Here is a 26,705-nt window from a genome sequence, read left to right on the forward strand (position 1 = left end):
ACTGCGTTGATTTACCATGTAAGAACATAAAAAAATACTATGGCTAACCTTGATCAAGCACCTAGCAGAACAATGCCTAATCTGCTTCATGTCTTACCTGCGTTTGCCAATGAATCTGAACATAGAGTCAACACAATCGTTGAGTTGAATTCAAACACAATAAATAAATACGAGCTTATTACTGAAACAGGGCATCTAAAGCTTGATCGAGTTGGATATTCGTCCCTCGCCTACCCTTTCGCTTATGGATGTCTTCCACGTACATGGGATGAAGACGGCGATCCGTTAGATATCGAAATTGTGAATGTTACAGAGCCGTTAGTACCCGGTTCAATTATTGAAGCAAGGATTATAGGAATAATGACCTTTGATGATGGAGGTGAAGTTGACGACAAAGTTATTGGCGTAATAGCCGATGATAAGAGGATGGATCACATAAAAAGCTTTGAACAATTAGGAAAGCATTGGATTAAGGAAACAACTTATTATTGGGAGCATTATAAAGATCTTAAAAAACCAGGAACTTGTACTGTAAATGGCTTCTTTGGTGTTGAAAAAGCAGTTGAGATTATCAAATCCTGCGAGAAGCGTTACTTATCTGAAATAGATCCTAATTTAATTAATTAAACTGTTTGAATGATTTAGGCCCTCGCAGACTTGAAAATCTCTTCTAATATTTCTCCTGCACCACGGCCTTTTAATTCATTGGCTAAGTCTATTCCTATTTCCTCTGCAGAGCTTACCGATCCTTTTTTTGTATCTCTAATTAATCTTTTACCATCTAAACTTGCGACCATTCCTTCAAGAATTAATTCATCGTTGTTAATTTCAGTTCTAACGCCTATTGGAACTTGACATCCTCCTTCAAGCTCTCTGAGGAAAGACCTTTCTGCTAAACATCTTTTAGATGTTGACTCGTGTTCAAGTGTTTTTAAAATATCTAGTACCTCTTGTTGACCACTTACACATTCAATACCAAGAGCTCCCTGTCCCACAGCATGGAGTGAAATATCTGTTGGAATCAACTGATGTATTCGATTAGCAAAACCAAGCCTTTGCAATCCAGCAGCAGCCAAGATAAGACAGTCATATTCTCCTGAGTCAAGCTTTTCTAATCGTGTAATCACATTTCCTCGTACATCTTTGAAAACAAGATGTGGATAATGGTATCGCAATTGAGCAAGCCTTCTTAAGGAACTAGTCCCCACTACAGAACCTTCTGGCAGAGTCTCTAGTTTGTGAATTTGATTTTTCTCATTAACGACTAACGCGTCTGAAGGATCCTCTCTTTCTGTTATGCAGCCAAGAATTAATCCCTCTGGAAGATTAGTAGGTAAATCTTTTAGTGAGTGGACCGCAATTTCGGCATGACCAACAAGCATTTGAGCTTCAAGTTCTTTAGTGAAAAGACCTTTATCTCCTATTTTTGCTAATGCCACATCAAGTATTTTGTCACCCTGAGTAGCCATTGCTTCGATAGTGATAGCAAGATCAGGATGGGCTTTTTGTAGTTCATCTCGTACCCAGTTCGTTTGAACCATGGCCAGCTGGCTTCGGCGAGAGGCGATGCGCAGTTGGTCTAGTGTCATTAGCAAATATTTTCTATTTCTTTACCTTAAGCAGTCAACCTTACCAAATTAAAATTCTTGGAAAATAATTTAATAAGGTTGATGTGAAATGAAATCTATGATCTAAACAATTATTTGTATTTGTTGCTTGAAAAAATAAAGGTAATGGTTTAATTTTTTTAATTTAACTTGATATATTCTTTAAGAACCCCGTTTCTATTTGGATGACGGAGTTTTCTGAGAGCCTTGGCCTCTATTTGTCTAATCCTCTCTCTAGTTACATCAAAAATCTGTCCAATTTCTTCAAGGGTTTTCATCCTTCCATCGTCTAAGCCATAACGAAGTCTTAGAACATCCCTTTCTCTGGGACTTAATGTAGCAAGAACACCCTCCAAATCCTCTCTTAAAAGGGTTTTTGCTACATCTTGTTCAGGATTTTCTATATCTGCTTCAATAAAGTCACCAAGTCTAGAATCTTCTTCTTTACCAATAGGAGTCTCAAGAGAAATGGGGAGCTGAGCGCTTTTGGCGATGAATCTGAGTTTCTCAATCGTCATTTCCATGCTTTCGGCGATTTCTTCCTCTGTTGGTTTCCTTCCAAATTCTTGACTTAACACTTTAGTGGTTTTCTTGATCCGTGAAATTGTTTCGTACAAATGTACAGGCAAACGAATTGTTCTGCTTTGATCTGCAATTGCTCTAGTAATAGCCTGCCTGATCCACCAGGTAGCATAAGTTGAGAATTTATAGCCTTTCTCATGATCAAATTTTTCAGCTGCACGAATGAGACCAAGACTTCCTTCTTGAATAAGATCTTGAAAAGACAAACCTCTATTCATATATTTCTTGGCTATTGAAACTACTAATCTTAGATTCGATTGCACCATTTTTTCTTTCGCTCGTCTACCAAGCATCAATCGCCTGCGAAAGCGAGTTAATGGCATCTCTGCAAGAACTGCCCATTCTTTCACTGATGGGAAATGGCCATTCTCACTTTCAAATTGGGCAGCTTCCTCCTCTAATTGAAGAAGATCAGCTATCTTTCTGGCCAATTCAATTTCTTCGTCTGGCCTGAGAAGTCTTATTCGACCAATTTCTTGTAGATACACTCTGATCGAGTCTTCTGTGTAAACACCTTTTGGTCCTATTTTTATACTTGCTAAAGCTTTAGCTGCTGCTTCTTGAGCACTCGATAACACTGAAGCATTATCGTCATCATCATCTAATTCGATATCTGCATCAGTTACTTTAGTTGCTTCAGCAATTAATCTATCCGCCTCCAGATCTAAATCAATTTTCAGATCATTTGAAGATTCTTGAGGAAGAGTTAGGGTTTCTTTAGTCACGTTTACTTTGGCGGCTGTTTTTTTAATTTTTTTGGAATTGTTTTTATTTTCTTGATTAAGAGAAATATTTTTAGATGTCATTTTTTCCTTTAACATGATTTTCTCGATGGTTTTGTGGTCTTTTGCAGAGCTCAGGTTATTACCCGAAAAAAAAATGGTCGGAATCTCCTAGAGATGATATTTCAGGAAAAACTATTTAATTTGTAAAATTCAACAAAAACACTCTAATTTGAGAATGTCCTTAATCGTGATAAATCTTGCGAAAAATCACATGACATCAATACGGACTTGAAATTATGATGAATGTTTTGTTGAGTAATGGAGATTTGTAAGCAAGGATGTCAGGGGATTTCTCAGACCGGCTTATTTCAGAATCGGATTTTTCCTGTTCTTGATAAAGCTTCTAGTCTTCCCTCTGGGTGGAATTTTGCAATTTCCACAACAGCTTTAAAGCTGTTCACAATCCAATGGTAGAAAAAATTTCTTAAGTCGGCAAGTATTAAAAATGATATGAATCTCTTTGTCTTTGATATTTGGTTACATGTTGGTCGTGAAGGACGATGTTTTTCTTATAAAGATGGAAAAAATTTAGATATTGATTTAGGCGATGTGGTGACAGTGCGTTTAAAAGGTCAACTTATGCAGGGCTTGGTCGTTAAGAAGATGAAAAAAGACATTACTTGTTTAAAGGGAAATTTAAATAATATTTCATTTAATGATGTAGAAACATTGGTTCAAAAAGCAGCTATAAAAAAAGAATGGAGAGAGTGGTTAGAAGAAATCGCCCATGAATTATATGTAAGTGATTTTCAGATGCTTAAGACCGCTTTACCTTCTAGTTGGTTGGGAAGGTCGAAGCTTTCGAATAGGTCAAAAAAACTTTGGTGGGTAAAATTATCCAGTAATAATCATGAGGAAAAGATATCAAATCGACAGATTGAGTTGAAGAAAAATCTTCTCTTAAATGGAGGGGGAAAATGGCAAAAAGATTTGGAAGCTGAAGGATTTTCTTCGGGATTGATTAGAAACTTTGTCTTATCTGGTTGGGGAGAAAGAGAAAAACGTTTTTTTCTTTCTAAAACTCTTGGTGATGAAGAACCTAATAAGAAAAAATTTTTAAAAATTGAGGATCCTCAATCTTTAACGTTAGAGCAAAAATTAGCAAAAGAAAAATATGATTCTCTTTCAAACGGGTCAGCTCTCTTACTTTGGGGTGTTACTGGATCGGGTAAGACTGAGGTATACCTTCAAATAGCAGCACTCGAGTTATCGTCAGGTAGACATTGCCTTATACTTACTCCCGAAATTGGATTGGTACCACAATTAGTTGATCGCTTTCGAAAGAGATTTGGATTAAATGTTTTTGAATATCATAGTAATTGTTCTAATAAAGAAAAAATTGAGACATGGAAGAGATCTTTAGAAACTACAATACCTAGCGTTTTCATTGGGACTCGCTCAGCTATTTTTCTACCATTATCCAACTTAGGATTGATAGTTCTTGATGAAGAACATGATAGCTCTTATAAACAAGAATCCCCAATGCCTTGCTATCATGCAAGAGATTTGGCAATTCATAGAGCAAAAAAAATCGGAGCTAAAGTAATACTTGGAACAGCAACTCCATCTTTAACTATTTGGAAAAATATAAAACCCAATGGCAACATAGCTGTTGCGAAATTAAATCAACGCATTTTGAATCGTAAATCACCAACGGTTAATGTTGTAGACATGCGTGAAGAATTAGCTATTGGAAATCGCAGCTTAATTAGTAGATATCTAAAAAAACAACTTTTGAATATAAAAGAGAGCGGAAATCAAACGATCATTTTAGTCCCTAGACGTGGGTATAGTAGTTTTCTAAGTTGCCGTAGTTGTGGAGAGGTCGTTCAGTGCCCACATTGTGACGTTGCACTTACTGTACATCGTTCCAAAGAGGGGAATCAATGGCTACGTTGTCATTGGTGTGACTTTCGTTCGAGAATTAGTGATAAATGTGGAGAATGTGGTTCAAATGCTTTTAAACCTTTCGGGACTGGAACACAAAGAGTTATGGATCATTTAGAAAGAGAACTTGAGGGTATAAGTTTATTAAGGTTTGATAGAGATACAACTAGAGGTCGTGATGGCCATAGATTGTTGCTTAAAAGATTTGCTGATGGTGATGCCGATATTTTAGTAGGTACTCAGATGCTCTCTAAGGGTATGGACTTACCAAAAGTAACTCTTGCTGTCGTCCTAGCAGCAGATGGTTTATTGCATCGTCCTGATTTAATGGCTACTGAAGAAACTCTTCAACTTTTTATGCAATTGGCTGGTCGTGCTGGACGTGGTGAGCAACCTGGGAAGGTTGTAGTGCAAACTTATTGTCCTGATCATCCTGTTATTCTTCATTTAATTGACGGGAGGTACGAAGAGTTTTTGAAAAAAGAGGAAAAGACCAGAAAAGAAGCTTCGATGGTTCCGTATAGTCGAGCATGCTTATTAAGGTTCTCAGGAGAATCTTCAGAGAGTACATCAAAAGCAGCATTTCATGTCTCATCAAAAATCAGGAATATTTGCAGTGCAAAAGATTGGAAATTGGTTGGTCCAGCACCTTCATTAGTTGAGAGGGTGGCAGGTAAAAGCCGTTGGCAACTTCTTGTATATGGACCCGAGTTAAGCCAAATTCCAATTCCTTATGGACCTGAATTATGGAAAGAATTACCAAAAGGAGTAAGCCTTTCTATTGATCCTGACCCTCTACAACTATGAGTAGCTTTACCCTCATTAAGGTGGTAACTCAGGGAAACCGAATCCCATTTGGAGGCGAAATCTTTGAAGGGATAAGCTCAGCAAAGTTAAAGCTATTATCAAGATAATCCCAACTGAAATTTGGTTCCATTTCCAATTCGAAATTTCCAGTTGGTTAATCTGTCCTATTTTAAGAGGGAAATAAGTTAAACCTTTTTTAAAACTAGGTTCGAGAGGTTTAGCTTTGAAATTATTTTTATTGCCAACTTCATGAATGACTATGTTGATTTTTAATCCAGGAATTTTTGGAATTCCTTTCAAATCAAAATAAATTTTAAAATTTTGACTTGTACCAATTATCCAGTTTTTGTTGTTTGTAATTATTTCAGGTTTATTTATAGTGAAACCACTTGTCTTTGAAGCTACTGAAGCTATTTGCTGAAGTAATTTATTTGCTTCTTCAAAACGAATAGTTGGTGATTCAAAATGCTGCTTATCCTCATAAGTTTGGGGTCTTAAGATGCTATTCTCTTTACTAAGGTTATCTTCAAATTCCCTTTGCCATGGTATTGATTCACCAGAATTACTCTCTATATCAAGTGAAATCTTTAGTCGATCTGGACCTGTAAGACTCAAGTTTGTTGATATATCAACGCAACCACTCAAGAGGAAGGTTAATAAGAAAATAATTAATAAAGTTATTATTGAAAATCCAAAGTCTAGATTTTTTGTTGGACCTGTTGGAGGATGATTAATTCTCTCCTCCTCCTTCTTCTTCGTTTTTCTAAATGATGATTTTAGAGATGGCTCCATTTCTATCTTTGGGATCTCAACAGACCAGCTTGACGGTCTTGGTAAATGTGGGGAATCAAGTATTGATAAGAGCTGTTTGGCTTGTTGACGGACGCTCTCTTTTTTATTATGTATTAATGCTTGACAAATATTGATCGCTTGTTGCTCATCACCTTTCCCTATGTAGGCAGTAACTATAAGTAGTCTAAGTTGTCCTCCTGTTTCTGTCTCTGATTGGAAAGCTGTAAGTAAAGGATCAACTATTTTTATGCAAAAATTGTAATCACCTTTATTAAGGGCCGCTTCAGCCGCTTTTATAGCTGAAGCTACATTTGACATTTAACCTCTACCAATAACCATTGTTCCAATCCCTGCATCAGTGAAAACTTCTAATAGAAGGGCGTGAGGAGTCCTTCCATCAATGATGTGGGCAGCCTTTACACCCTGAGCAAGCGAACGAATACAACATTCAACTTTTGGTCTCATACCTGCTTTAACTATACCTTTATCAATTAATTCTCTGGCTTCCGATAAACCAATCTTTTCTATTAAGGAAGAAGGATCACCCTCATTTCTTAAAATACCAGGAGTATCTGTCAAAAGAATTAATTTTTCGGCACTTAGTGCTGCCGCCAGTTCCCCAGCAACAGTATCAGCATTGATATTGTGTGATCTGCCATCAGAGGAGTTGGCTACACTGGAAATGACTGGGATGTAACCGTCCTCGAGAAGAGGGCTTAATATCTTTGTATTTACTTTTGCAACTTCTCCCACAAGACCATGACTTCCATCTCCAAGCGTTCTTGCCTCAATCAGTCCGCCATCTATTCCACATAGTCCAACAGCTAAGCTTCCATGATTGTTGATTCCACTTACTATCTGTTTATTTACTCTTCCAGTAAGGACCATCTCTACGACATCCATGGTATTGGTATCGGTAATACGTAAACCATCTAGGAAAACTGGTTTTATTCCTAATTTTTCCAACCATTGGTTTATTTCCGGCCCCCCACCATGAACGACTACTATTTGTACGCCAACAGAGGAAAGAAGAGCTAGATCTCTTAATACTGCATTCTGAAGTGTTTTGTCGACCATGGCTGAGCCACCATATTTGATTACGATCCTTTTATTTGCAAAACGCTGAATGTAAGGAAGTGCCTCACTTAAGACAGAAACTCTTATTGAATCTTTGTTCGTAAAGGGTTGATTAGAATTCTTACTGGAGTCAGCTTGTTGGTCTTCTTTATTCATTTTCTTTTGAATTTTCTTCTTGTTTTTGCGGAAGTAGGATTAAATCTAATTCACCAGATGTGGGACAAAATAATTCAGCACATAAACCTTTAGCAAAGAATCTTCCTAAACGTTCTTTTTGTGCATTCCATCTTTCTAAAGATACAGCAGCCATTTCAAATCTCATTCGTATTCCATAATTACCACTTTTAACCAATTCTTCTACTTCTATAAGTTGGGGAGGACTATCTATGTCCCATAGCTTTAATACTCTTAGAGATGATTCAAGCTGGCAAGATTGACCATAGCGCCATCTCGTTACATCTTTAACTAGATTGCCTAGTTCTTCAGGAGCTTTAGCTCTCTCTGAGGCAAACTTATTTGCAGGCACTACTCTTAGGGCAGGCGGAACTTCAGTGGTTTTTAGTGATATACCTATCAGGAAAATAGGTACTCCATAGAAGAAAGTTGGAACACTGAGGTTTGTTGCATCAGTGAAATAAGCTGTTAGTCCTATCAGAGAAAGGGATGCTCCTCCGATGGTGATCAGGCTTGCAGGGGATAGAAGTTTATTCATGAATGTAATTTTGGCTAAAATCTTGGGTAGATGGGTTTTTAGGAGACAGTCTCATGGCCTCGCACCAAAAACAATTTTCTGAGTTAAGTGAACTTGTTGAAAAATTAAACAAGGATAGATCTTGGATTCTTGAACAATTAGATAGAGGTTGCTGGCCTGAATTTAGACCTGACTTGGCTGCATTGGAGAGAGAATTAGGTCAACTTTTAACTAGGGCTACAGAATACATTGAAGAAAATCATTGATTTTTTAGAATGGAATGTCATCTGTATCAGGTACTAATGGAGAGCTGTCCCATTTGACACTTTCGTTATTTAATGAGTTTGCGGAATCGCTTTTTAGATTTGATTGAGTTTTAGAAGGTATTGATGAAACAGCTGTGTTAGAAGATAAGGGGTGAATTCTCGAAAGAGTAAATTCAGCTTTCTTTTCTTTAGTGCCATCCTGACGAGGAACAGTATTCATTCTCAACCGACCTTCTATTACTAATTTAGAGTTGACTTGAACTGTGTTTTGAAGCTCTTCTGCTAATTTTCCCCAACCAACCACCTTGATTGCGCAGGGAGGGTCATCAGCACGGAGACTGTCAAATTCAACTTCTATTTCAGCTAGTGGAGTTTTGTTGTCTTGGGTAAAACGAACTGTTGGGGCTTTCTTTACCAAAACCTCAAGCATGCAATGGTTCATTTTTTTCTTTAGTTATTGTGGTTTATCTTGATTGATATAATGGAAAAATGCCAGCCACATCTTTGGTTGTTAACAGGAACAGGCGAAGGGCATGTTTTTGCTAGGTCTCTATTGAAGGAAGGCTGGAAAATTACTGTTAGTGTTGTTTCGGATAGAGCCTCAATTCCATATGAAAAATTAAATTTAGAGAAAATATTAATTGGTGCCTTGATTACTGAGGAAGATATTAGGGCTATAATTTTAAATGCAAGAATTCAGCAAAATGGATTTCATTGTGTTGTTGATCTGACTCATCCATTCGCTACAAAAATTACACGGTCAATCTCAAAAGTTTGCAATGAACTAGGTCAACAATTCATCAGGTATGAAAGACCTATAGATAATATATCAAATGCATTTTTAATAGAAAAATTTAGTGACTTAGGAAATTATGATCTAAAAAATAAATCTATTTTGCTAGCTGTAGGAGTAAGACATCTCCAGAAAGCCTTAACTTTTTTGAGGAATTCAGGAGCAAATGTTTATGCAAGAGTTTTAGCTAACCCTGAAAGTTTAAGAGAAACTTTGTCAACGTCAATAAAAAAAACAAATTTTGCAGTTTTAAACCCTTCAGCCTCCTATAGTGGACTAATTGAGGAAGCACTTGTTAGAAAATGGAATATTACTGGTGTCATTTGTAGGCAATCAGGAGGAAGAAATGAAAATATGTGGCATAAGATTTGTTTAAGTATGGGAATTAATCTTTGGTTGATAGAAAGACCTTCTGAATTAAAACACATTAATTCAGTAGATAGTTATGAAAAATTAATTAAAAAATTAAAATCTATTAGTATGCGATAAATATTATTTAAAGACCATGGCTTTATCTGATTTTAATCAAGAAATTTATTTAGTTATAACTACTGAATCTGATAAAAAAAATGCATCTAAATTAGCTAATTTACTCTTGAAAGAGAAATTAATACCATGTGTAACTCTTCAAGATATCGAGTCAAATTTTTGGTGGGAAGGAAATATAAATCAATCGAAAGAAGTACAATTAATGATCAAGTGTAAGAAGGAAAATGTAAATAAGGTTTGTAATAAGATTAGTGATTGGCATAGCTACGAAGTACCAGAAATAATTTATTTTCGTGTTTCAGCCAATAAAAATTACCATCATTGGGTAAATTCTATTTGAGTTTTCAATGTTTAGGGTTTTAAATTTGAATTGATCAAATTTAAAAGGTCAGTATTGGATCGAGATCCTAATTGTGTAACGATCTGTCCTGCACAAATAGATCCAATTTTTGCGGATAATTCTGGCGTTAGACCATCTGCAAGTCCTTTCAAAAAACCTCCAGCATAAAGATCTCCTGCGCCTGTGGTATCAATAGCCTTACCAAGCATGAAAGGATCTATTTTAATTTCTTTGCCGTTTGAAATTAGAATTGAGCCTTTTTCCCCTATCGTGATTGCCGCAAGATCACATTTCTTTTTTAATTTTTTAAGTGCAGTATTAAGAGAAGAGGTTTTATATAAAGTTGTTATTTCATCTTCATTGGCAAATAATATATCTATATGTTCTTCAACTAGTTTTATAAAACTTTGGCGATGTCTACTTACACAAAATGAGTCAGAAAGGGATAAAGCAACTTTTCGCCCTGCATTTTTAGCTATTTCTGCCGCTTTAAGAAATGCATTTTTAGCAGCTGGGTTGTCCCATAAGTATCCCTCTAAATAAAGTATTTTTGCTTCCCTGACCGCTGAGAGATCGATATCCTTAGGTTCTAAGAGAACTGAAGCGCCCAGATAAGTGCACATAGTTCTTTGCGCATCTGGGGTGACAAAAATTAGACATCTGGCAGTCGATGGACCATCGGATGATGGTGGGGTCTTAAAAATAGTCCCAGTATTTGAGATTTCTTCTGTAAAGATTTCACCTAACTTGTCATTTTTTACCCTTCCAATAAATGCTGCCTTCCCTCCTAACTGGGCTACACACGCTAATGAATTTGCAACTGAACCTCCTGACCTCTGAATTCTGTTAGTAGTCATTTCATAAAGATCTTTAGCTTTTTTTTCATCAATCAAGGTCATTGAACCTTTGTTGAAAGATAGTCTTTCTAGGAGAGAATCATCTGTTGTTGTTAGTACGTCTACAATTGCATTTCCAATGCCTACTATATCTAGGGAAGGGTCGGTTGTTTTGTTAGTCATTAATTTAATTTAGAAATTATAAAAGCATAATTATTTACTTTCTAGAAATTCAGGAGGGCTCTTTTCGGCCCATGAATAGGATCCTCAATAACAATTGTTTGATCTCGATTGGCTCCTAAGGAAACTATTGCTATGGGAACTTCCATAAGTTCAGCTAGGAATCTCAAGTAACTCATGGCTGCAGGTGGAAGATCTTCTAGTCGACGACAATTTTCTGTAGAGCATTTCCAGCCAGGGAGCTTTTTGAAAATTGGTGTACATTTTTCAAAATCTTCAACGCTACTTGGGAAATAATCAATTCTTTTGCCATTTAATTCATAAGCTACACATATATCAATTTCTTCAAGTTCATCTAAAACGTCTAATTTAGTAATAGCAAGGCAATCCAATCCATTTACCTCAACTGCGTATTTTCCAATCACTCCATCAAACCAACCACATCTCCTCCTTCGTCCAGTAGTTGTTCCAAATTCACCCCCTCTATCACAAAGTTGATCATTAATACTCCCTTGCAACTCAGTCGGGAAGGGGCCTTCTCCAACTCTAGTCGTATAGGCTTTTGCAACCCCGATAACTCTGTCAATGAGGGTGGGACCTACTCCTGCTCCAATGCATGCCCCGCCTGATACTGGATTAGAGGAGGTTACATAAGGGTAGGTGCCGTGATCAAGATCTAACAGGGTTCCTTGAGCACCCTCGAACAAGATATTCTTCTTCTTTTTTGCTGCTTGATGAACAGTTCTATTGCAGTCAACAATGTGTTTTTTAAGCTGGTTTCCGTAATCAAGATATTCTTCAATTATTTCATCAATAATTAAAGGTTCAATACCATATATTTTTTGTAGGAGTCCGTTCTTTTCTGCTAATGGAACCTTTAGTCTCTCTTCAAGCTTTTCTCTGCTCAATAGATCAATAATTCTAATTCCATTCCTTTGAGATTTGTCAGCATAAGTTGGACCTATGCCCCTACCAGTAGTACCAATCTTTTGGAGCCCTCTTTTTTGCTCCATCGCCATATCTAGAAGCCGATGATAAGGCATAGTTACATGAGCAGTTGAAGCTAGTTTTAGGCCTGCGATATCTATATCGTTGTCTTTGAGCATTTTTATTTCTTTAATCATCACTTTTGGATCAACAACTGTTCCTGATCCAATAAGACAAATCGTATCTGGATACAAAATCCCAGAGGGAATTAAATGCAATTTGAGAACTTTGTCCTCGACAACAATTGTATGACCAGCATTTACACCACCTTGGTAGCGAACAACTACATCAGCGGAGCGACTGAGCAAATCGGTGATTTTGCCCTTTCCTTCATCACCCCACTGTGCCCCTATAACTACGACGTTTGCCAAGGAAGAAAATTCGGCTCGAAACCGATTTACTTTAGAAGAAACAAGATTTGCAGATAGTGATACCCTGAGTCAAAGAAATGAATTAAAGATTATCTTTAATTGTCTCTAACTGCCAATTTCTCTGCCTTAGATAGTTCTTTGTTTAATCTCTCCTTAAGCTTTTCAGGAACAGGTCTGTTTGCAAAAGTTTTATAATGACCTGATAAAGCATTTAATGCAGTTTGCATTGTAGTAAAGGTAGTAGAAGTATTTACTTGAGATCGATTTCTATATCTTGAGATGTAATCGCTTATGAGAAAAACAGCTTCTTTTTCTGCATCTGATAGCCCTTTATCTTCTTTGGGTAAAGTTATGGTTTCTTTCAAAGTTGAAGAGACCGAAATAGTGTCTTTTGCAAAATCCCCAGTCATTAATGTTTTAGCTGCATTCGCTTCTGAAGCAAATTGAAAGAATGTGAGGCAGAAGCCAAGGCATATCGCCAAAGCTGCCCTCACCAACCTAATGGAGAGGTGATGAAAGGCAGAAATCATTTTTTTTTTTTGCAATTACATCAGACTCTAGAGTCCTTTGGGCTCGATTTATAGTTTTTCAGTATTAAATTCTTCTGAAAGTTTTTTAAAAACTGATGCGAGGTCTAATGACTCTGTAGCTTTTGTCTTTCTATTATGTAATTCAACCAGTCCAGAATTGGCTTCTCTACCAGCAACAATTCTCCAGGGAATGCCAATAAGGTCCGCATCTTTAAACTTTATTCCAGCTCTCTCATCCCTATCGTCAAGAAGTGCATCAATTCCATTTTCTATTAACTTTTGATAGATTTCTTCCGCTAAGTTTCTTTGCTCAGTATTTTTTATATTGGCAATAATAATTATTACTTCAAATGGGGCAATTGATGCTGGCCAAATAATACCTAAATCATCGTGATTTTGTTCTACTGCCGCTTGAGCCAACCTGGAAATACCAATTCCATAACATCCCATCCAGAAGGGATCTTCTAATCCTTTTTCGTTAGTGAAAGTAGCATTTAATGAATTTGAATACTTTGTTCCTAATTGGAATATATGCCCTATTTCTATACCTCTGCATTCTTTAAGCTTTTGTTTCCTATCGTGGATACATCTATCTCCAGGCTTGGCTTTTCTAATGTCACATATAAGTTGATCAGTATTAAGTAATTTCCAATTGTAAGACACTTTATGTTCATCCTTGATATTATTTCCACAAATAAAACCTTTAAGATCTTTTACAGAATTGTCAGAAATTCTTATAAATTTCTTTTCCCATGTGTTTGCTTTCGAGAGTAAATTATCGCCAAGGTCAGGACCTATAAAACCAAATGGTATATCAGCAATACCTTGCTTCTTTATATCTTCATTAGAAATCGCTCTAATATCTAATACATTTTGTTTTAATCTATGAGATATTGTATTTGAAAGCTTAATCTCATTTACCTCTTGATCCCCCCTAATACTAATTAAAATTGGGTATTTTTTATTATCATCACACGTTGCTAGATAAGCTAAAACTTTTATGATTTGGGTCGAATGGAAATTATTATGTTTGCATAATTCCTCTATGGTTTTTTGATTATAGGTTTTGATTATCGAAGGTTTATCGTTCTTTAATAACTTTCCATCTTCAATAATTGAAACTGCTTTTTCTTGATTAGCACCATATTTACCATCAGAACTTATTAGTATTAGGTCTTCTCCAGATTCTGCAGTAACCATAAATTCTTGAGATGCTGCACCTCCAATTGCTCCACTATCTGCATCGACACAAACGAAATCTAGGCCGCACTTGTTAAATATATTTTGATAAGCATCTCTCATTTCTGAATAAGTTGATTTAAGGTCACTTTCATTTGCATGAAATGAGTAACCATCCTTCATAATGAATTCTCTGCTTCTCATCAATCCAAATCTTGGTCTGATTTCATCTCTGAATTTTGTTTGAATTTGGAATATATTTATTGGTAATTGTTTGTAAGAGTGAACTGTTTGCGAAATTATTTGAGTAATCACTTCTTCATGAGTTGGACCTAGCCCTAGCTCTTTACCTTGTCTATCTTTTAGACTAAACATAATACCTTCTCCTTCTGTGTAAGATTTCCATCTTCCACTTTTTTCCCATATTTCTGAAGGTTGCAGTTGAGGGAGAAGTGTTTGAAGACAACCTTTATTTGTTAACTCTTTTTCAACAATTAGGGTTATTTTTTTTAAAACTTTCCAAAGCAATGGCATGTAAGCATAAATACCTCCAGTTAGGCGTCTAATAAAACCTCCTCTTAAAAGTAACTGATGTGAAATTATATCTGCTTCCGCGGGAACGTCTCTTAGAGTGACCAGCATTAGGCGGGAGACGCGCATGATCCTAAGATTTAAACCTCTCTGACATTAGTACTTTTAGTGTTGGCCCAAAAAAGATCTACAAGGAATGTGCGGGAATCATGTTGTTTTTTTAAAGTGTTCATTTGTACATGGTGTTAATTTGATAGATCTGCTAATTTCTGTCACATGTTTTTTAAAAGCTTTCTTTAGCAATGTTAAACGGGTCAGTAAATTCAGGAACAAATGAAAAATCAGAGGTGACTATTGAGAAAGTATTGAATTCAGCTTCCAACTTAAGTGATGCATTATTAACTATTGATGACGTACAGAAAACTTTGAATAGATCTAGAGCTTCTGTTTATAGATATACAAATACTGATACTAGGAATCTTAATCCACCATTTAATCCTAGAAAATTAAATACTGAATTTAGAAGTGATCAGAAAGATCAATTGCTTTTTCATCCCAATGAAGTCGCAAGATTTGCAAAAGATATTCTTAGAATCAAGGAAGTCACAGTTGAAATACTTAATTCTCCATCATCAGAAACTCAAAATATTCTTACCGCAATACTTGAGGAGTTGAGAATTATTAGAAATAAACTTGATGGTAAATCTGATTCGAATCAGAATAGTATTTCTAATCATTTGCAAGACACTGATAGAAAGGCTGCTTAATTATTCTTTAATATAGGATAATATCTATATAGTTTTAATTGAATTAAGTTTTTTAATTGATTTACACAAATTCAATTCACGGTTTATCTATTCCAGAATTTAAATGAATATAGAATCTAAATTAATTAAGAAGCAATCTTCTGAGATTGATCCTGCTTTTTTTAACAAAGAAACTGATCAACAATCTTCTGATGATGAAGATCCTTACAGTTTTAATAGTACTTCCACTTCTTTAATTGGTTTAGCAATAGTATTTGTAATGCTTGGTATACCTTTATTAGCTGTCATTAGTGAAAAGCCAGAAACAACAAAAAGCTTCATACCGACTTCAATAAATCAAAATGGACCTGAGTGATCTCCCTCCTTCACCATCGCCTGGATTAGTAAATCTAGTTGTAGAGATTCCAGCTGGAAGTAGAAATAAATACGAATATTTTAGCTCTGCAGGCATTATGGCTCTTGATAGGGTTTTGCATTCTTCAGTCAGATATCCATTTGATTATGGATTTATTCCAAACACTCTGGCTGAGGATGGAGCGCCGCTTGATGCAATGGTTGTTATGGAAGAACCTACTTTTGCAGGTTGCTTGATTCAGGCAAGACCTATTGGAGTGCTTGATATGCATGACTCAGGTGCATACGATGGCAAACTTTTATGTATACCTACCGCTGATCCAAGACAAAGAGAAATTAATACTATTAAGCAAATAGCACAGAATCAACTGGAGGATGTAGCTGAGTTTTTTAGAACTTACAAGAGCTTGGAGGGGAGGGTGATCGTAATAGATGGATGGAGAGACTATGATGCTGTTGATGAATTATTGAATAGCTGCATAGATGCTTATCAATCTGATATGAGAGGGAAATAATTAATTTAGTTGGATTCCTTTAGGTAAAATGATTGCTGCTAATCTTTAAAAACGTGAAATTATTTAGTTATTCTTCATGTTCAACTTGTCGCAGAGCGATTAAGTGGCTTAAAAACAATGATATTACCTTTGAATTAATTGATATTTTAAATTCCCCTCCGTCTAAGGAAATGCTTATCTCAGCTAGTGAGTTATATGGTGATAGAAAATATCTTTTAAATACCAGTGGAGTCGTATATCGTTCTATCGGTTCAAATGTTGTAAAAGAAATGACTGATAGTGAGTTATTTGAGAAACTTGTTCGGGAACCCAGATTAATAAAGAGACCTTTTCTATATAAGCCGAATAAATTCTTTTTAATTGGGTTTAAAGAGGAAAAGTGGGCAGAAAAATTACTTTGAAATTCACATGAGGACTAATATCGACATAAAATAAGTAGTCCATACAAATAAAGTAAACTATATATTTATTATCAAGAAAACAGTGAAGAGAAATTTTCTAGATTCGATCAAACAACTTAAAAATTATTGGTGGTACTCTTTTTTTGATACGTGGGGACCTATTTCTCTAACTGTTTTGCTGTATTTAGGTGTACGTCATTTTATAGCAGAAGCTAGATATATCCCTTCTGGTTCGATGCTACCAGGATTGAAAGTTAATGATCGACTGATTGTTGAAAAACTTTCTTTGCGCAAAAGAGCTCCTTTTCGTGGGGAAATTGTAGTTTTCAATTCACCATATTCATTTGATAGGAAATTGATCGCTAATAGGCAAAAAAAACTTCCGTCTAATTTTCAATGTTCATTAATAACTTTTCCATTAATTTCTTGGATCCCTACTTTGTCTGATAGGGCTTGTGATGCTTATATCAAACGTGTAATAGCTGTAGGAGGCGATCGTCTCTTGGTTAATGCTAATGGAGCGATTAATTTAAATGGCAAATCGATAAACGAACCATATGTTCAATACTTTTGCCCCAATAAACCAGAATTTAATCTATGCCGACCGATTTCTAGAACTGTTCCTAAAGGGTATGTATTCGTTTTGGGTGATAACCGAGCTAACAGCTGGGATAGTCGTTTTTGGCCAGAAGGAGGGCTCTTACCCGAGAAAGAAATAATTGGCAAAGCAACCTGGCGATTTTGGCCTATTAGTCGTTTTGGTAAGCCTGACTGATAAGTCCACAATCTATCACTTTTCCATAAATTTTATTGTCTTTGATTGGTTGATTAGTTGAGGTAGTAAAATTATTTTCTTCATTAGATTGGACCCATTCTTTTTCAGGATCAAACAGTAACCATCGGTTACTGTTTAAACTTAATTTCTCTTCAGCTTGGTTTAATAGTTTAGATGGACCAAAACTAATTTTTTCCCACAATTTCTCTACTCCCCATCCTGATCTTCTCACTAATTGATCCCAGAGCAAAGGTAAAACTAGGCTATAACAACTAATTCCTTTTTTCCTTTTATTAGCAGGTAGTTTGGTCTCTGAGTCATCTAAAGGACTGGAGTGAACAGATATTGCTGTTAAAACATCTTCCTCTAACCCTTTTATAAGAGAGGCTCTATCTCTCGGGGATCCTAATGAGGGTGTTACGCTCCATCCAATATCAAAAGGAGTAAGACTTGAGTTGTCATTTACTAAATGCCACCATAAAACAGTTGCCATTGGCTGAGAGTATGCATTCTTTAGTATTTCAACACCCTCAGATGTTGAAATATTCATCAACCTTAGAGCTACTTCAGGGTACTGCTTTTGAAGCTCAAGTAATTGGATGAGAGGAAGGATTTCACTTTCAATAGGATCAGGAGGCCAGCCTGCTCTAAGAGTCTCTACACTTTGTCTAGACATCCCATCTGCTTGAAGTATTTTATCTCTTGGTGCGATTAATATAGGGGAATTTTTCATCTCTCCAAGTGAAAAACCTTGCTTTAGAAGCTCTAGAGGTGGTATAAAATCGTCATCACATAAGCCAATAGCTCCATTTTGTAGTAGATGGGCATGCCTTGAAAGGGAAGCTCCCTTCCCGCTCAAACTGAAACCTCCCCATAAATGTATTAAAACCTCACTCTTGATAGTCTTTATAGAAATAATAGGCTCAATTTGATCTCTCCATAATTCACCTCTTGGCAGTATGCCTACTTGGCCATATCCAGCAAATGTTGCTTTTTTAATAAGTGTATAAATATTCTCTTCTTTACAACTAAAGGGAGATTCCAAAAAAGAATGAGGATCAACAAGACACGGTGCTAAAAGCATATTTTTAGCATTTTGGGACTTAATTCTTAAAAGTTCTGCATTTTGAATTGCCTTTTTACCAAATGCTTTTATTACACCATCTTTGATTAAAACAGTCTTTTTCTTTAAGGTAGATCCAGCGCCTTCAAGGATTTGAATATTCTCAAACAAATAACTACTAGTCATTAAATTAAAGAGCTCCAGTAGCTGTAGAGTCGATGATTCCTCCCAAATGAGAGGTGATATTTAGACAAGTTATTTGATCTGGTTGCTCATCGTTTTCTGAGAGATCAATAACTGTAATTCCACCATTCCCTTGCTTTATCATCCAAATTTTTGATGGCATTAACCCTAAAAGATGACAAAGAATTGTTTTGTTAACTGCGTCATGAGCAACAACCAATGCAGTTTCATTGTTTTTAAGATCTTTACAAATCTCTTTCCAACCGGTAATAGATCTGGTGGAGACTTCGTTTATATTTTCTCCCTCTGGCATTTGAACTTTTTCAGGGAAAATCTTCCATGTTTTAAGAAGATCTGGCCAGTCGGCCTCAATTTCAGACTCCAGCTTTCCTTCCCATTTACCGTGACCAATCTCTTTAAGGTTATCTTTTAGAGTAATTTCTATTCCGGAATGTTCGTGTAGAATTATCTGAGCTGTTTCTTTTGGTCTTGAGAGAGAACTGCTAAAAGCTTTTTGTATAAAAACATTTTTTAAAAATTCACTTGCAGCTTTGGCTTGGGCTTTACCATTTTCATTAAGGGGAATATCAATTTGCCCTTGGAACCTCCCCTGCTTATTCCAATTTGTTTCACCATGCCTGACTAAAATAAGTCTTTTTTTACTACTTTTTTTTGGAAGACCATGTTCTAAATGAGAGATATTATTAAGACATTGGATTTGAACTTGTCTATCTTCCCAATTATTAAAAACAATATTTAAAATTGAGATTGAAGTATTGTCTAGCCTAAATCTCCTAAAGCCTTTTGATGGCTCATTAATTAATTTTAATATTAAGCATCTAAGAATTGCATTATGAGCAACTATTAAAATAGTTTTATTAGAATCTGAATTGGCCTTGAACAAAGATTTTAAAAAATTTTCAGCTTGGAATAAGAGTTCTTTAATTGGTTGAAATTTAGTACCGTCTTCTTTTTTGAAGGATAGTTCTTTTGGATCCTTTTCCCAAATAGCAAGGTCATCTGGATAAAGACTTTTTATCTCATTTTTTGTTAAACCACTCCAAGGCCCGAGGTCAACTTCAAGGAGCTCATTCGTGTAGGTTGCTTGAAGTATACTTTTATGTTGATTGATTATAATTTTTGTCGTTTCTGAGGCTCTTTGCAAAGGGGAGCTATAAATTTCATCTATTGGAACAGTAGAGAGTATTTCTCCTGCAGCTTCAGCTTGGGATTGCCCTTCTGTAGTTAATATTGAAAGGTCGTTTCTTCCCTGAATACGACCCTCCTTATTAAAACTACTCAATCCATGACGGACAAAAATTAGACGCAATGTCATTAAATAAAATGTCTTCTAGATAATTATGGTATTAGCCATGGGGGCAATCTAATGTTCTTTAAGTAAAGATAGAAGTCTTTCTCCATGTCAGTCTTCACAAGTTGATTTTATGAGACAAGCCAAAACCGGATGGAAATGGGCTGTGGCTCTATTTTCATTGATTGTAACTTTTTTAATTTGGCGACAAGGTTTGCAAGAAAGCTTTGATCGCCCCTCAGTTGCTCCAAAAATTTCATTGATGCAAACTGAGATGGCAGTGTCAGCTTCATCATCCTTACCTGAAAGAATACAAGATGTGTTTTTAGGTTCAGAACCTCAAAAAAAGCTTTATCAAACTCTTAATAAGATTTCTTTAGAAGAAATTGAGGATAGAGAAAGACTATTATTAGCGGTTCTTGAAGAGTCTGAGAATGAACAGAAGATAATATTGAAGAAAGATTTTCAGGATAAAAACTTTGAAAAGATTAGAAGCTATATATTAGATAGACAAAAAGGTAAGAAATTAAATAAATTTCCTGAATTTAATGAGATTAAATTAGACCCTTTACTTTATCAAGTTTCATGCTCTAGGCTTGGATTTAATGATCAAAAGTGTATTGATCAAAAATATAATTCAATTGTAGCTGCAAGACTTTTAACTTCTCAATTATTACCATTTTTTGCTTCATTGATAGGTTGTATATTGTTGATTAAGTATGCTTTGATTTTTTTAAGAAAGAAATATAATAAATGGCCAGAAATTATTGCTCCTCCTTTATCAATAATAGATATGATTCTTCTGGTTTCGGGTGGTTTTGTTATTATTGGTGAAGTTGTTTTTCCTGCTCTAATAATACCAATAACTGATTTATTATTTGATAATTTATCCTCTCCACTAAAAGAGTCTTTAAGAGTGTTTATCGGCTACTGCTCAATGACCATAGGACCTCTATTGATTGTTCGATATCAATTAAGTGGTCTTGTCCCTTTAGAGGTTGAGGGAGGATGGTTGCAATGGAAAATCAAACCAATTAAAGAAGGAATTTTCAAATCAATAAGTGGTTGGTTAATGATTATGCCTTTAGTGTTGCTTGTTGGGTGGCTAATGAATGAGATTATCGGCGATCAAGGTGGTAGTAATCCTTTGTTGGAACTTGTTTTAAGTAGCGATGAATTTATTCCATTGTTTTTGCTTTTGATTACAACTGTTTTTTTGGCTCCAGTTTTTGAGGAGTTGGTTTTCAGAGGCATTCTTCTGCCTGTATTGGTATCCAAAGTTGGCAGAATCTCTGGAGTCTTATTAAGTGCTTTGATCTTTGCTTTAGCTCATTTAAGTGTAGGAGAATTACCTCCCTTATTCGTTTTAGGTATCGGTCTTGGTTTAATGAGATTGAGTTCAGGCAGGTTATTCCCTTGTGCTTTAATGCATTCTCTTTGGAACGGTGTCACTTTTATTAGCTTATTATTAGTAGCTTGATATTAAATAAATAAAATATCAGCATTCCATCTCTTGCAGTTGCTTGATCAAGGTGTTTGACTGGAATTGCTTTCAGATTTTGATTTGGTTAGTCGTACTCTATATAAAAAAAAAGTAGGACAATTTCAAAAAAAGAAGTTGTCAAATGGGGTACTAAATACTGTTTTTTCATCTAAACAGTTTCAAAGAAAATTTCCAATTCAGGCGGCTCTTCATATCATTTTAAATGGTGCATTATTAGGCATACTCACAACAGTGGCGATAATGTCATCTGTAGCTCTACACTCACAATATTTATGGACTAAGTCTTTTACTAAACTGGAGACAACGAGAGACTTAAATAGAAGGATATTGGAATCAACTTCAATACTTGAAAGTTATCTCTTGAAAAATCAAAAGTTGTATAAAGAATTTGTTCCGACAAAAGCGGAAGATCTGGTATATGTGGACAGACCAAACCAAGAAGAAAATAGTCGGTTAGTTAATAAGACACTTAAACGTAAATTCTTGGAAAGAATATCTTCTTTTCCCATTAAGTCAGGTTATTAATATTTTTTATGAGAAGTATTAATTCTAGAAAGACGAGAAAGTCATTTAAGTTGAAAACTCTTTCGCCTTTAGCGCAGTCAAGATTTAGAATTGTTTTCCTTCTATTATGCTTTGGACTTGGAGGCCTTTTTTTTAGAATAGGTTGGTTGCAATTATTTCAGGCTAATCAATTAAGATCTCTAGCTCGTCAAGTTCAAACAGAACAAAAGACCCCTCTTGGAACACGTAGATCTATCTTGGATAGAAATGGAAAGCTTGTCGCAATAGATGAGAAACGTTTTAAGGTTTGGGCACATCCCAGATATTTTAATTTCCCTGGTGATTCATTGGGGACAGTGCGTAAACCAGTCGAGGTAGCAAAACTTCTTTCCAAACCATTATCTAAAAGTGTTGACGAAATTTTAGACACATTAGGAAATTTTTCTTCAGGGGTAAAACTGGCAGAGGGATTAAGACCTGAGAAGGCTAATAAAATTAAGCAACTTGGAATAAGTGGTATTGATTTGGAGGTGTATCCTCAAAGGCTTTATCCTTATGGATCCCTTTTCGCTAATGTAGTTGGTTTTTTGGATCTGGATAGAAGGCCTCAGGCTGGATTAGAATTAAGTTTAGATAGAGATCTCAAACGTCTTGAGAAAGCCAGCTTAATCAGAAGAGGAGCAGATGGAACACCTTTACCTGTAGGTGTTCAACGTGGTGTCTTTGATGAAGATCAACTAAGTCTTCAACTAACTTTAGATGTAAGGCTTCAAGAAGTAGCCGTTAAAGAAATAAGTAACCAAGTAAAGAAGTGGAATGCAAAAAAAGGTGTGGTAATCGTAATGGATATAGATACAGGAGAACTTCTGGCATTGGCTTCTACACCAACTTATGACCCTAATAAATATTGGGATTATTCTCCATCTCTCTTTAAAGAGTGGTCAGTGCAAGAATTATTTGAACCTGGTTCTACCTTTAAGCCAATTAACTTGGCATTGGCATTGGAGGAAGGGGTTATAACCCCTAATGGAGAAGTGAATGATGATGGTTTAGTGACAGTAGGAGGATGGCCTCTCTCGAATTGGGATCGAAAGCCTAACGGGATATTGACTTTCCCTGAGGTATTACAAGTCTCAAGCAATGTAGGAATGGTTAAAATTATGAATAAATTGAATGCGAGTAATTATTGGCAATGGTTAAGGCGCTTAGGCATAGATGAAATCCCAGAAACTGATCTGCCAGGAGCAGTTTCTGGGCAAATAAAATCAAAGCAGACTTTTGTAAATCAACCGATAGAACCTGCGGTAGCCTCTTTTGGTCAAGGCTTTTCTATTACTCCGCTTAAACTAGCTCAATTGCATGCTTTGATTGCAAATGGTGGCAGACTTGTGACCCCTCACATCACAAAAGGCCTGAAAGGTGATTATGAGTCGTATTTCAATACTCCTTCAGAATCTAAGCAAGTTTTATCTCCTGAGGTTACAAATACTGTTCTTGGATGGATGGAAACAGTTGTGTCCTTTTACGATGAAAGTGGTATTGAGGTAAATGTTCCTGGCTATCGAATTGGCGGGAAAACAGGGACGGCACAAAAATCGCAAGATGGCTTTAACTATAATTCTAAAATTTGCAGTTTTGTTGCAAGTCTTCCTATCGATGATCCCCGCTATGTCGTTTTAGCAGTTATTGATGAGCCTCAAAGACCAAATGCCTATGGATCAACTGTAGCTCTCCCTGTGGCAAAAAAAATTATTGAGACTTTGCTTGTGATAGAAAAAATCCCTCCAAGTATTTCTAAAAAAGAACATTTAGCTATCAAAAGCTAAGAGATGGCTAAATTTTCCCGAAAGTACTGATGAAAGGGTGAAATATATAAAAAATATAGCTAGTCTATTACATATGAAAGAAGTTTTTAATTATGGAATCCCTTCTTAATCAGTTATCTACAATGACTGTGGTAGTTGCTGATACTGGTGATCTTGAAGCGATCAAAAAATTTCATCCCAGAGACGCTACAACAAATCCTTCTTTAATTCTGGCGGCCGCACAAATACCTGCTTATCAAAGTTTGATTGACCAAGCACTTACTACTTCAAGAGAAATGTTAGGAGCCAGTGCCTCCAATACTAATGTTGTAAAGGAAGCTATGGATGAACTTTGTGTTGTCTTCGGTAAAGAGATTTTGAAATTAATTCCAGGCCGTGTTTCAACAGAGGTTGACGCAAGACTAAGTTTTGATACTGATGCCACTGTTGCAAAAGCAAGGAAAATAATTGCTAAATATAATCAGGATGGAATTTCTAATGATCGGGTTTTAATAAAAATCGCTTCTACTTGGGAGGGGATAAAAGCCGCTGAGGTATTAGAAAAAGAGAATATTCATTGCAACCTAACTTTATTGTTTAATTTTTATCAAGCAGTTGCTTGTGCTGAGGCAGGTGTAACGCTTATTTCACCTTTTGTTGGAAGGATTTTAGATTGGTATAAATCTGCTACAGGAAGAGATTCTTATCCAGCGACTGAAGATCCTGGGGTCGTTTCTGTTACTAAAATATTTAATTACTTCAAGTCAAATGGTTATAAAACAGAGGTCATGGGAGCAAGTTTTAGAAATATAGATGAAATAACCGAGCTTGCAGGATGTGATTTATTAACGATTTCTCCTAAATTACTTCAGCAACTTAATGAAACATATTCGGACTTGCCAATAAAGTTAAATGCACAAAAACCTTTAGTTATTGAAGAGACAATTCATTTAGATCAGACATCTTTTGAACTAATGATGGCTGGAGATAAAATGGCTACGGAAAAACTTGATGAAGGAATTAGCGGTTTTAGTAAAGCAATTGATAAATTAGAAAATCAACTGAACGAAAGACTAGAGTTGATTGAAGGAGGTCTTGCCCTAACTCTTTGAGCTTGAATTTTGAAAGAGTAATCTCTTGATTACTCTTTTTGCGATGTCTTCATAACTCATCTCACCTGAGAGGATTTGTGCAATTCTTTTCGGGGCAGTAGGTCTTTTTACGCCTAATTGGTATCCAACTTTAGGGAAACGATAAAAAACTTGAGAAATTCTTTTACCCCAAGCCATCGAATTCCCCCAATTTCTTTGTATTGTTTTTGTATATGCATCTAAACAATTGACTTCTCCATCCAGCCAATAACTAAGGTTTTTTGCAGCTTCAAATCCACTCATTAAAGCGGGCCTTAATCCTTCTGCTAAAAAGGGATCAGATAATGAGGCGGCATCTCCAACTAAAAGAATTCCTTCTCTGTTTAATTTACAGTGGCCATTCCATACTTTTAATTTTTTTTCATGACCAATTACTTCAGAAGGATCAAAACCTAAATCAGGAAGAAAGGATTTAAGTATTTCATTAACTGGCATTGAATTTTTATTATCTAGAAAAGTTCCTATCCCAATATTTACTTCATTGTTTAATGGAAAGGCCCATGCAAAACCATTCTTTACCAAGCCAAATTCGAATCTAGCCGTTTCACTCCTTAAACTTCCCTTCCTTTTAATTCTTCCTGAGAAAGTCGATGCAAATTTTTGTTGATTTGGTCCTAAACCAAAAAATTTAGGCCATGGTGATTGAGATCCATCAGCAATAACAACTGCTTTTGCTTCTACTTGTCTCCCATCAAGAGCGGTAATTTGCCATATATTAGATCTTTTTTTTACATCGACTACATTAAAAGTAGTCAATAAATTACAACCAGAATTTAGTGCTTGATCTAATAGGAATGAATCAAGCTTTTCACGTTTGACTATCCAAAAAGGAGAAGACCCAGAAAGCTCAGCGACCACTTTGTCGGTATTGCACCAACTAAACTCTACAGATGTTATTACTTCATCAACTATTGGTAGAAGTTCAAAAGGAAACCAATTTTGCACTGCAGCAGACATCCCACCACCGCAGATTCTTTCTTGAGAGGGAATGTTTTTTTCAAGAATACATACATTTTTACTTTTACTAGCCAGATGAAATGCGGTAGTAGTTCCTGATGCTCCTCCTCCAATTATGGCAACATCTAAAATGGTCAAACTTTTAAAATTTCAGCTTCTTTTTCTGATAGTTTTTTTTCAATATCTTTAATAAAATTATCCGTCTCTTTCTGAATTGTTTCCTGTTCATCTCTGCTTTGATCTTCGGAGAGATCACCATCCTTTTCGGATTTTTTGACTCTCTCTATTGCATCACGGCGTATATTTCTTAGGGCAACTTTTCCTTCTTCTGCATATTTAGATGCAAGTTTGCAAAATTCTTTTCTACGCTCTTCAGTTAAAGGTGGAACATTGATACGAATTATTTTGCCATCATTGTTTGGAGTAAAACCTAGATCACTTGTTGCAATCGCTTTTTCGATGGAAGCTAATGAGCTCAGGTCAAAGGGTTGAATTGCTATCGTTTGAGAGTCAGGAGTTGTGATGGTTGCAAGTGACTTTAGTGGAGTTTCAGACCCGTAGTATTCAACTGATATTCTGTCTAATAAAGAGGTGTTTGCTCTTCCGGTCCTGATGGTATTGAAATTCCTTTGAGCTGCTTCTACAGATTTGCTCATTGTGGTTTTTAGTTCTTGATTTGACATT

28 protein-coding genes are annotated in these 26,705 nt (G+C 35.8%); 14 read left to right on the forward strand and 14 right to left on the reverse strand.

Annotated elements, in window-relative coordinates:
• Window positions 1-39: 39 nt before the first annotated feature.
• A complete protein-coding gene (locus O5633_RS11305) occupies window positions 40-627 on the forward strand; it encodes an inorganic diphosphatase (RefSeq protein WP_269609847.1) in 588 nt (195 codons plus the stop codon).
• A 14-nt stretch (window positions 628-641) separates the two neighbouring features.
• On the opposite strand, the gene hemC is transcribed toward O5633_RS11305, so the two are convergent.
• Together hemC and rpoD are read right to left on the reverse strand one after the other, a co-directional pair.
• Window positions 642-1,589, reverse strand: a complete 948-nt coding sequence (gene hemC / locus O5633_RS11310) for a hydroxymethylbilane synthase (RefSeq protein ID WP_269609848.1) — start codon at window positions 1,587-1,589, stop codon at window positions 642-644.
• A 158-nt stretch (window positions 1,590-1,747) separates the two neighbouring features.
• Window positions 1,748-3,010 carry an RNA polymerase sigma factor RpoD gene (gene rpoD, locus O5633_RS11315; protein WP_269609849.1) on the reverse strand — a complete coding sequence of 421 codons (1,263 nt, stop codon included), beginning with the start codon at window positions 3,008-3,010 and terminating at the stop codon, window positions 1,748-1,750.
• 414 nt (window positions 3,011-3,424) lie between these two features.
• Between rpoD and priA the strand changes: the two genes are divergently transcribed.
• Window positions 3,425-5,668 carry a replication restart helicase PriA gene (gene priA, locus O5633_RS11320; protein ID WP_269609851.1) on the forward strand — a complete coding sequence of 748 codons (2,244 nt, stop codon included), beginning with the start codon at window positions 3,425-3,427 and terminating at the stop codon, window positions 5,666-5,668.
• Window positions 5,669-5,683: 15 nt separating this feature from the next.
• On the opposite strand, the gene O5633_RS11325 is transcribed toward priA, so the two are convergent.
• The 3 genes from O5633_RS11325 to O5633_RS11335 are packed head-to-tail and all read right to left on the reverse strand — an operon-like array spanning window position 5,684 to window position 8,249.
• The gene (locus tag O5633_RS11325) at window positions 5,684-6,778 is read right to left on the reverse strand and encodes a DUF3153 domain-containing protein (RefSeq protein WP_269609853.1); all 1,095 of its coding nucleotides are present in this window, start codon (window positions 6,776-6,778) and stop codon (window positions 5,684-5,686) included.
• On the reverse strand, window positions 6,779-7,693 hold the full coding sequence (gene argB, locus O5633_RS11330; protein WP_269609856.1) for an acetylglutamate kinase: 915 nt from the start codon (window positions 7,691-7,693) through the stop codon (window positions 6,779-6,781).
• Window positions 7,686-8,249, reverse strand: a complete 564-nt coding sequence (locus tag O5633_RS11335; RefSeq protein WP_269609858.1) for a DUF2854 domain-containing protein — start codon at window positions 8,247-8,249, stop codon at window positions 7,686-7,688. The genes argB and O5633_RS11335 overlap by 8 nt, the downstream gene beginning before the upstream one ends.
• Before the next feature lie 53 nt (window positions 8,250-8,302).
• Between O5633_RS11335 and O5633_RS11340 the strand changes: the two genes are divergently transcribed.
• Window positions 8,303-8,494: a hypothetical protein gene (locus O5633_RS11340; protein WP_269609861.1), complete on the forward strand. Its 192-nt coding sequence runs from the start codon at window positions 8,303-8,305 to the stop codon at window positions 8,492-8,494.
• Window positions 8,495-8,498: 4 nt separating this feature from the next.
• Here the strand turns inward: O5633_RS11340 and O5633_RS11345 are convergent, their stop codons facing one another.
• Window positions 8,499-8,936, reverse strand: coding sequence for a single-stranded DNA-binding protein (locus tag O5633_RS11345; RefSeq protein WP_269609863.1), 438 nt, complete (start codon window positions 8,934-8,936; stop codon window positions 8,499-8,501).
• A gap of 39 nt (window positions 8,937-8,975) precedes the next feature.
• Between O5633_RS11345 and O5633_RS11350 the strand changes: the two genes are divergently transcribed.
• A complete protein-coding gene (locus O5633_RS11350; protein WP_269609864.1) occupies window positions 8,976-9,776 on the forward strand; it encodes a precorrin-6A/cobalt-precorrin-6A reductase in 801 nt (266 codons plus the stop codon).
• Between the two features lie 16 nt (window positions 9,777-9,792).
• Window positions 9,793-10,116: a divalent-cation tolerance protein CutA gene (gene cutA / locus O5633_RS11355; RefSeq protein ID WP_269609867.1), complete on the forward strand. Its 324-nt coding sequence runs from the start codon at window positions 9,793-9,795 to the stop codon at window positions 10,114-10,116.
• Between the two features lie 11 nt (window positions 10,117-10,127).
• Here the strand turns inward: cutA and O5633_RS11360 are convergent, their stop codons facing one another.
• From O5633_RS11360 to O5633_RS11375, 4 genes are all read right to left on the reverse strand, one after another.
• Window positions 10,128-11,135 carry an adenosine kinase gene (locus O5633_RS11360; RefSeq protein ID WP_269609868.1) on the reverse strand — a complete coding sequence of 336 codons (1,008 nt, stop codon included), beginning with the start codon at window positions 11,133-11,135 and terminating at the stop codon, window positions 10,128-10,130.
• Between the two features lie 41 nt (window positions 11,136-11,176).
• Window positions 11,177-12,490 carry an adenylosuccinate synthase gene (locus O5633_RS11365; protein WP_269609869.1) on the reverse strand — a complete coding sequence of 438 codons (1,314 nt, stop codon included), beginning with the start codon at window positions 12,488-12,490 and terminating at the stop codon, window positions 11,177-11,179.
• A gap of 95 nt (window positions 12,491-12,585) precedes the next feature.
• On the reverse strand, window positions 12,586-13,020 hold the full coding sequence (gene psb27 / locus O5633_RS11370) for a photosystem II protein Psb27 (protein WP_269609871.1): 435 nt from the start codon (window positions 13,018-13,020) through the stop codon (window positions 12,586-12,588).
• A gap of 48 nt (window positions 13,021-13,068) precedes the next feature.
• On the reverse strand, window positions 13,069-14,859 hold the full coding sequence (locus tag O5633_RS11375; protein WP_269609873.1) for a proline--tRNA ligase: 1,791 nt from the start codon (window positions 14,857-14,859) through the stop codon (window positions 13,069-13,071).
• A gap of 173 nt (window positions 14,860-15,032) precedes the next feature.
• Between O5633_RS11375 and O5633_RS11380 the strand changes: the two genes are divergently transcribed.
• From O5633_RS11380 to lepB, 5 genes are all read left to right on the forward strand, one after another.
• Window positions 15,033-15,497 carry a resolvase gene (locus tag O5633_RS11380; protein WP_269609875.1) on the forward strand — a complete coding sequence of 155 codons (465 nt, stop codon included), beginning with the start codon at window positions 15,033-15,035 and terminating at the stop codon, window positions 15,495-15,497.
• A 103-nt stretch (window positions 15,498-15,600) separates the two neighbouring features.
• Entirely contained in the window at window positions 15,601-15,852 is a 252-nt protein-coding gene (locus O5633_RS11385; RefSeq protein WP_269609877.1) for a hypothetical protein, read from the forward strand.
• Window positions 15,839-16,366, forward strand: coding sequence for an inorganic diphosphatase (locus tag O5633_RS11390; RefSeq protein ID WP_269609878.1), 528 nt, complete (start codon window positions 15,839-15,841; stop codon window positions 16,364-16,366). The genes O5633_RS11385 and O5633_RS11390 overlap by 14 nt, the downstream gene beginning before the upstream one ends.
• Window positions 16,367-16,419: 53 nt before the next feature.
• The gene (locus O5633_RS11395) at window positions 16,420-16,767 is read left to right on the forward strand and encodes a Spx/MgsR family RNA polymerase-binding regulatory protein (RefSeq protein ID WP_269609879.1); all 348 of its coding nucleotides are present in this window, start codon (window positions 16,420-16,422) and stop codon (window positions 16,765-16,767) included.
• A gap of 82 nt (window positions 16,768-16,849) precedes the next feature.
• Window positions 16,850-17,542, forward strand: a complete 693-nt coding sequence (gene lepB / locus O5633_RS11400; protein ID WP_269609881.1) for a signal peptidase I — start codon at window positions 16,850-16,852, stop codon at window positions 17,540-17,542.
• Here the strand turns inward: lepB and O5633_RS11405 are convergent.
• Entirely contained in the window at window positions 17,517-18,791 is a 1,275-nt protein-coding gene (locus O5633_RS11405) for a dihydroorotase (protein WP_269609883.1), read from the reverse strand. The genes lepB and O5633_RS11405 overlap by 26 nt on opposite strands.
• A 4-nt stretch (window positions 18,792-18,795) precedes the next feature.
• Window positions 18,796-20,124 (reverse strand): histidine phosphatase family protein, encoded by a 1,329-nt coding sequence (locus O5633_RS11410; RefSeq protein WP_269609885.1) that lies wholly within the window; start codon window positions 20,122-20,124, stop codon window positions 18,796-18,798.
• A 109-nt stretch (window positions 20,125-20,233) separates the two neighbouring features.
• Between O5633_RS11410 and O5633_RS11415 the strand changes: the two genes are divergently transcribed.
• The 4 genes from O5633_RS11415 to O5633_RS11430 all read left to right on the forward strand — a co-directional run bounded on the left by O5633_RS11415 (window position 20,234) and on the right by O5633_RS11430 (window position 25,025).
• Window positions 20,234-21,580 carry a CPBP family intramembrane glutamic endopeptidase gene (locus O5633_RS11415; protein ID WP_269609886.1) on the forward strand — a complete coding sequence of 449 codons (1,347 nt, stop codon included), beginning with the start codon at window positions 20,234-20,236 and terminating at the stop codon, window positions 21,578-21,580.
• Window positions 21,581-21,718: 138 nt separating this feature from the next.
• Complete coding sequence (locus tag O5633_RS11420) at window positions 21,719-22,129, forward strand: hypothetical protein (protein ID WP_269609888.1); 411 nt, start codon at window positions 21,719-21,721, stop codon at window positions 22,127-22,129.
• 8 nt (window positions 22,130-22,137) lie between these two features.
• The gene (locus O5633_RS11425) at window positions 22,138-23,934 is read left to right on the forward strand and encodes a peptidoglycan D,D-transpeptidase FtsI family protein (protein WP_269609890.1); all 1,797 of its coding nucleotides are present in this window, start codon (window positions 22,138-22,140) and stop codon (window positions 23,932-23,934) included.
• Window positions 23,935-24,026: 92 nt separating this feature from the next.
• Window positions 24,027-25,025: a transaldolase gene (locus tag O5633_RS11430; protein WP_269609891.1), complete on the forward strand. Its 999-nt coding sequence runs from the start codon at window positions 24,027-24,029 to the stop codon at window positions 25,023-25,025.
• Here the strand turns inward: O5633_RS11430 and O5633_RS11435 are convergent.
• Complete coding sequence (locus tag O5633_RS11435) at window positions 25,014-26,159, reverse strand: NAD(P)/FAD-dependent oxidoreductase (RefSeq protein WP_269609892.1); 1,146 nt, start codon at window positions 26,157-26,159, stop codon at window positions 25,014-25,016. The two genes, O5633_RS11430 and O5633_RS11435, sit on opposite strands and share 12 nt — an antisense overlap.
• On the reverse strand, window positions 26,156-26,704 hold the full coding sequence (gene frr / locus O5633_RS11440; RefSeq protein WP_269609894.1) for a ribosome recycling factor: 549 nt from the start codon (window positions 26,702-26,704) through the stop codon (window positions 26,156-26,158). Before frr ends, O5633_RS11435 begins: the two co-directional genes overlap by 4 nt.
• Window position 26,705 lies beyond the last annotated feature (1 nt).

Origin of the sequence: Prochlorococcus marinus str. MIT 1013, assembly GCF_027359395.1 — a bacterium.
Taxonomy (GTDB): Bacteria; Cyanobacteriota; Cyanobacteriia; order PCC-6307; family Cyanobiaceae; genus Prochlorococcus_B; species Prochlorococcus_B marinus_E.

Bases quoted from the DNA above. Each gene is read 5' to 3' on its own strand.
- frr (WP_269609894.1), bottom strand. From the start codon at position 26,704: ATGTCAAATCAAGAACTAAAAACCACAATGAGCAAATCTGTAGAAGCA.
- O5633_RS11390 (WP_269609878.1), top strand. From the start codon at position 15,839: ATGGACCTGAGTGATCTCCCTCCTTCACCATCGCCTGGATTAGTAAAT.
- O5633_RS11325 (WP_269609853.1), bottom strand. From the start codon at position 6,778: ATGTCAAATGTAGCTTCAGCTATAAAAGCGGCTGAAGCGGCCCTTAAT.
- hemC (WP_269609848.1), bottom strand. From the start codon at position 1,589: ATGACACTAGACCAACTGCGCATCGCCTCTCGCCGAAGCCAGCTGGCC.
- O5633_RS11345 (WP_269609863.1), bottom strand. From the start codon at position 8,936: ATGAACCATTGCATGCTTGAGGTTTTGGTAAAGAAAGCCCCAACAGTT.
- cutA (WP_269609867.1), top strand. From the start codon at position 9,793: ATGGCTTTATCTGATTTTAATCAAGAAATTTATTTAGTTATAACTACT.
- O5633_RS11305 (WP_269609847.1), top strand. From the start codon at position 40: ATGGCTAACCTTGATCAAGCACCTAGCAGAACAATGCCTAATCTGCTT.
- O5633_RS11350 (WP_269609864.1), top strand. From the start codon at position 8,976: ATGGAAAAATGCCAGCCACATCTTTGGTTGTTAACAGGAACAGGCGAA.
- O5633_RS11415 (WP_269609886.1), top strand. From the start codon at position 20,234: ATGAGACAAGCCAAAACCGGATGGAAATGGGCTGTGGCTCTATTTTCA.
- O5633_RS11335 (WP_269609858.1), bottom strand. From the start codon at position 8,249: ATGAATAAACTTCTATCCCCTGCAAGCCTGATCACCATCGGAGGAGCA.
- O5633_RS11360 (WP_269609868.1), bottom strand. From the start codon at position 11,135: ATGACTAACAAAACAACCGACCCTTCCCTAGATATAGTAGGCATTGGA.
- priA (WP_269609851.1), top strand. From the start codon at position 3,425: ATGAATCTCTTTGTCTTTGATATTTGGTTACATGTTGGTCGTGAAGGA.
- rpoD (WP_269609849.1), bottom strand. From the start codon at position 3,010: ATGTTAAAGGAAAAAATGACATCTAAAAATATTTCTCTTAATCAAGAA.
- O5633_RS11385 (WP_269609877.1), top strand. From the start codon at position 15,601: ATGAATATAGAATCTAAATTAATTAAGAAGCAATCTTCTGAGATTGAT.
- O5633_RS11375 (WP_269609873.1), bottom strand. From the start codon at position 14,859: ATGCGCGTCTCCCGCCTAATGCTGGTCACTCTAAGAGACGTTCCCGCG.
- psb27 (WP_269609871.1), bottom strand. From the start codon at position 13,020: ATGATTTCTGCCTTTCATCACCTCTCCATTAGGTTGGTGAGGGCAGCT.
- O5633_RS11405 (WP_269609883.1), bottom strand. From the start codon at position 18,791: ATGACTAGTAGTTATTTGTTTGAGAATATTCAAATCCTTGAAGGCGCT.
- O5633_RS11410 (WP_269609885.1), bottom strand. From the start codon at position 20,124: ATGACATTGCGTCTAATTTTTGTCCGTCATGGATTGAGTAGTTTTAAT.
- O5633_RS11425 (WP_269609890.1), top strand. From the start codon at position 22,138: ATGAGAAGTATTAATTCTAGAAAGACGAGAAAGTCATTTAAGTTGAAA.
- argB (WP_269609856.1), bottom strand. From the start codon at position 7,693: ATGAATAAAGAAGACCAACAAGCTGACTCCAGTAAGAATTCTAATCAA.
- O5633_RS11380 (WP_269609875.1), top strand. From the start codon at position 15,033: ATGTTAAACGGGTCAGTAAATTCAGGAACAAATGAAAAATCAGAGGTG.
- O5633_RS11430 (WP_269609891.1), top strand. From the start codon at position 24,027: ATGGAATCCCTTCTTAATCAGTTATCTACAATGACTGTGGTAGTTGCT.
- O5633_RS11340 (WP_269609861.1), top strand. From the start codon at position 8,303: ATGGCCTCGCACCAAAAACAATTTTCTGAGTTAAGTGAACTTGTTGAA.